Here is a 4,782-nt window from a genome sequence, read left to right as displayed (position 1 = left end):
GCGGAGAGGTGCTCGAGTGGCTTAAGAGGACGGTTTGCTAAACCGTTGTAGGGGTAATCCCCCTACCGTGGGTTCGAATCCCACCCTCTCCGCCAGCCGTCCCCTCGCGCGATCCGCGCTTTGTTCCGGCGGCGATTCGCGGCATATTCCGGGGCACCGGGAGGTGCCCATGACCCGACTCGCCGTTCGCTCCTGCGCCCTCGCCGCGGCCCTCGCCGCCGTCGTCGCCCTCACCGCGCCCGCGTCCGCTCAGGCCGTACGGATCGCGGACGAGGAGACGGAGCGGATCGCCACCCCTCACCCCTACCCCGGCGGCGCGCGGCCGGGCGAGGTCGTCTGGCGCCGGGTGCTGCACTGGCCCGACGCCTCCTACATCGCCGTCCATTTCGAGCGGTTCGAGCTGGCTCCGGGCGACGTGCTGGTGCTCCGCGATCCGGATGGCCGCTACCGGCACGAATACCGGCTGCGCGGCTACCGGGGTCGGGGAGGCGACTTCTGGGGCCTGTCGGTCCTCGGCGACACGATGGTTCTGGAGCTGGTGGCGGAAGGCGGCGGCGACGGGGCCTTCGGCATCGAGATCGACCGGTGGGCGCACGGGTACCCCCTGCGGGACCTTCCCTCGCAGCCGGAGGCATTGTGCGGCACCGAGGATTTCAAGGATGTCGAGTGCTACCGGGACACCTATCCGACCGAGTACCAGAAGGCCCGGGCCGCCGTCCGCCTGATCAAGAACGGTTCCGCGCACTGCACCGGTTGGCTCGCCTCCTGCGAGAACCACATCATCACCAACGAGCACTGTGTCGGTTCCCAGTCGGAGCTCGATCAGATCGAGTTCCAGTTCGACTACAAGCGGCCTGCCTGCGGCAGCGGCGCTCCAACGGTCGATCTCCAGCTCCAGGGGGGAACGCTGCTCGAGGTCGACGCACCTCTCGACTACGCGTTGATCATGCCCGATCTCGCGGGGCACGATCCCCAGGCCACCTACGGGTTCCTCCAGTGGGATCCGCGGATCCCGGACATCGACGAGCTGATCTACATCCCGGGACACCCATCGGGAGACCCGAAGCGGCTGTCCCTCGAGAGCACCCACCCCCAGGACCAGTCGGGACGGTGCGAGGTGTACTCGACCGATCAGCCGGCCTGCACGGGCGGCCCTCCGGACATCGGCTACTACTGCGACACCGAGGGGGGTTCCTCCGGATCGCCGGTGATCTCGGCCGCCACCCATCGGGTGGTCGCCCTGCACCATTGCGCCAACTGCCCGAACCGCGGCGTCCCGATCGCCGACGTCTACGACGACATCCAGAACTCGCAACATCCCCTTCCCGCGTGTGCCACCTGCGAGCCGACACCGGCCCCGCTCGATCTGGTCACCTCGACCCCCGCGGACAACCAGGTTCGGCTCGATTGGCAGGCGGCCCCGGGAGCGGTGAACTACTTCGTGTACCGCTCGCAAACCTCCTGCGACACCGGGATGGTCAAGATCGGTGAGACGCCGGAGCTGACCTATCTGGACACCGACGTCTCGGGCGGCGTGACCTACTACTACCGGGTGACGGGAATCGCGGAGTGCGGAGCGGAATCGCCCTGGTCGAACTGCGCGAGCGCCGTCCCCGGAGGGGATTGCACCAGCGCGCCGGTCTTCGACGGGTTGCTCTCGGCGGAGAGCGCCCGCACCAGCTCTTGCGGCGTCGTGCTCGACTGGGACCCGGCGACCGCCCTCTGCGGGCAGGTCCGCTACAACGTGTACCGCTCGGTGCTACCCGGCTTCACGCCGGGCCCCGGCAACCTCATCGCCTCTTGCCTGACGACGACCTCGTACACCGACGACGCGGTGCTGGACGGGGTCACCTACCACTACATCGTCCGCGCCGAGGACGATTCGGGATTCGGGTCGGGGCCGTGCAGCGGGGGCAACGAGGACGACAACCTGGTCGAGCGGTCAGCCGCCCCGACCGGCCCCGACGACGTCTTTTACGTCGAGGATTTCGAGTCGGGCGGATCGGGCTGGATCCTGTCCGGCGAGTGGCAGATCGCCGTCCCGCAGGGCAAGGGGGGCACCGACGGCGGCGGGCTCGGCGGGCCCGACCCCTCCCAGGCCGCCTCGGGGGTGATGGTGCTCGGCCATGACATCAGCGGCAGCGGCACCTTCCCCGGCAACTACGAGCCGGGGCTCTCCACCTCCGAGACGGCGGTTTCGCCGGCGATCGACACCCGGGGCCGGAGCGTCGTGCGGGCGCGCTTCCGGCGCTGGCTCGGCACCGACCGCGCCCCGGACGACCGGGCCACGTTCGAGGTGTTCGACGGCAACTCCTGGTCGGAGGCCTGGTCGAATCCCGAATTCCCCCTGTTCGACACGAGCTGGGTCACGATGGACCTCGACGTCAGCCGCATCGCCGGCGTGGCGGCGGCGCGCCTCCGCTTCGCTCAGACGAGCGATCCGGGCGCCACGGTCGCCGCAGGATGGAACGTCGACGCGATCGAGCTGTACTCGCCCACCTCCTGCCAGAGCGGCGCGGTGGACGTGCCTCCCGTGCCGGACGGGAGGTTCGTGCCCGGTACCCCGATGACGGCGTCGCGCGTGGACGCGACCTACGTCCGGGTGCGCTGGGACGTGTCGAGCTGCCCGGGCCCGTCGTACCACCTGCTCTCCGGCGACTCGGACGAGCTGCCGGTCTACGGGTACTCCGGGGCGGCCTGCCTGCTCGATCCCTCGGGCACCGCGGAGGTCCCGGTGACCACCCCGGCTCCCGGACACTTCACCTGGTGGGTGATCGTCGCCGCGGACGGCCCCACCGAGGGGATCCACGGGTACGACTCCTCCGGGGCCACCCGGCCGGCCTCGGCCGGGGGCCTGTGCGGACTGGTCGAGCAGTCGGCCGCCGGGACCTGCCGCTGACGGAGGTCAGCCGCCGCAGGAGAGCCGGAACTCCGCCCGCCGATTCTGGGCGTGCTCGGCCTCGGTGCGGGCGTTGGGAATCAGCGGCTTCTCCTCGCCCATGCTGAGCGTCTCGATCGACAGCCAGCGAAGGTCGGGGCGGGCACTGAGGGCGTCGCGGACCGCGGCGGCGCGCCGCGCTCCCAGGGCGAGGTTGTACTCGATCGTCCCGCGCGAGTCGCAGTGCCCCACCACCGTCAGCCCGGTCACGCGCTCCTTCACACCGGCGATCTTCTCCGCGATCCCGGCCAGGATCGCCTGCGCCGTCTCGTCAAGATCCGACTTGTCGAAGGCGAAGTGGACGAAGGTCTTCGCCAACTCGTCGCGCACGCGCTGGCAGTCGGCCAGCGTCGGCCCGCGCACGGCGGCGGCGACGCTCAGGGTCCTCGAGGACGTCAGCTTGACCGGCTCGCCGGTCGTGGTCTCGGTGAGCTCGGCCTCGACCCTGTAGGCGCCCGGAGCCAGGTCGTCGGGGATCGTCCATCGGCCCGTGTAGCGGCCGTTGCCGTCGTCGGTGAGTTCGACGACGTGCTCGGGACCGCCCCCGACCGGGCTCACGTGCACGCGCGCCTTGCGGCCCGCGGTGGCGCCGACGACGAATTCCACCGTCTCCCCTTGGGTCGCCGACCAGGGACGGGCTTCGACATAGCCGATGGTCTCCGGCTCGGCCGGTTCCGCTTCGACCACCGCTTCGACGGTCTGGGGAACCTCCTCGACCTTCTTGCGGCTGCTGGCGCAGCCCGGCGCCGCGAGCATGGCGGCGAACAGGAGCGCTCCCGCTCCCATCAGGGAAACCCATCCGGCCCGGCGTCGGCTCATCGTTCTCTCTCCTCGGAAACGGTGCCGCGTTTCGGCTTCCGCGGGGCGGCATCGTGCGCCACCCCGGTTCTCCGTGTCAACGGGGGATCCGGCCGGCCGCGGAGGATGCGCCCGGCGGCGCTACGAGCCCCTCCCGAACAGCCGGCGGTGCTCCCTCATGATGCACCGATCCTGGACGACCGCCAGTCCCGCGGCGGCCGCGATCTCCGCCGCTTCCCGGCTCCGGATGCCGAGCTGCAGCCACAGGACGCGCGCCCCGGCGCGGACCGCCGCCTCGGCCACCGCTGGCGCCTCGGATGCGGGGCGGAAGACGTCGACGATGTCGATCGGCCCCTCGATCTCCTCGAGACTCCGGCTGACCGGACGGCCGAGGATGCGTCCCTCCGCCATCGGATTCACCGGGATCACCTCGTAGCCCGTTTCGATCAGGTAACGGGCGACAATGTGGCTGTCGCGGCTCGGATTCCGGGAACAGCCGACGACGGCCACCACCCGGGCGTCGGCCAGGATCCGCCGCAGCTCGCGGTCCTCGGGTGCCTCCGGGCCGTTTTCTCCTCTTTCCCTCTTCACGAGCGTGCCTCCTGCCCGCACCGGCCCAGCGGGGCGGCGGCGGGCGCGGGTGCGGCGCGACCTCGGCCCCTGCCCCCTCCGGACGGTCCTCCCGGCCCTCCGGCCTCGCGCGCGGCGGCACGAAACCGGCCCGGGACGATGCGCCCGGGGAGACCGCTCCCGCCGCGCGGCGCACGGCCTCTCCGCAAGGCGCCGTGACCGGCCGCCGGGCCCCCGGCGAAAAGACCCGGCAACCGCGTCGGGGCGGGCCGGCGGGGCGCCGGGACCGCGTCCGGAACCGGCGGATCCCGGGCTCCCGCGCTGCGGGTCCGCGGCCCCGATTATTCACGAGACCTCGGAGCGAAGCGCCATGGAACTCGGCGGATGGGCCGCCCCCCCTCCGAGGGCCGAGCTGAGAAAGAAACGGGCTGCGCCGCCCGGAGCGGCGCGCCGAGATCCTCCGGGCGGTCCGAGGG

3 protein-coding genes and 1 tRNA gene are annotated in these 4,782 nt (G+C 71.6%); 2 read left to right on the top strand and 2 right to left on the bottom strand.

Going from position 1 to position 4,782, the window contains the following annotated elements; translation table 11 throughout:
• Positions 1-2 precede the first annotated feature (2 nt).
• Together D6718_04405 and D6718_04400 are read left to right on the top strand one after the other, a co-directional pair.
• Positions 3-95: transfer RNA gene (locus D6718_04405), tRNA-Ser, on the top strand.
• Between the two features lie 74 nt (positions 96-169).
• The gene (locus D6718_04400) at positions 170-2,899 is read left to right on the top strand and encodes a hypothetical protein (protein RMG47131.1); all 2,730 of its coding nucleotides are present in this window, start codon (positions 170-172) and stop codon (positions 2,897-2,899) included.
• Positions 2,900-2,905: 6 nt separating this feature from the next.
• On the opposite strand, the gene D6718_04395 is transcribed toward D6718_04400, so the two are convergent.
• Together D6718_04395 and D6718_04390 are read right to left on the bottom strand one after the other, a co-directional pair.
• Positions 2,906-3,757 (bottom strand): OmpA family protein, encoded by an 852-nt coding sequence (locus D6718_04395; protein ID RMG47130.1) that lies wholly within the window; start codon positions 3,755-3,757, stop codon positions 2,906-2,908.
• A gap of 120 nt (positions 3,758-3,877) precedes the next feature.
• Positions 3,878-4,327, bottom strand: a complete 450-nt coding sequence (locus D6718_04390; GenBank protein RMG47129.1) for a CoA-binding protein — start codon at positions 4,325-4,327, stop codon at positions 3,878-3,880.
• Positions 4,328-4,782 lie beyond the last annotated feature (455 nt).

The sequence above is a fragment of the Acidobacteriota bacterium genome, assembly GCA_003696075.1.
Lineage (GTDB): Bacteria > Acidobacteriota > Polarisedimenticolia > J045 > J045 > J045.
This window is presented reverse-complemented; position numbering and strand designations above follow the sequence as displayed.

Excerpts from the sequence above, each read along its gene's own strand:
- D6718_04400 (RMG47131.1), top strand. The coding sequence starts at position 170 with ATGACCCGACTCGCCGTTCGCTCCTGCGCCCTCGCCGCGGCCCTCGCC.
- D6718_04395 (RMG47130.1), bottom strand. The coding sequence starts at position 3,757 with ATGAGCCGACGCCGGGCCGGATGGGTTTCCCTGATGGGAGCGGGAGCG.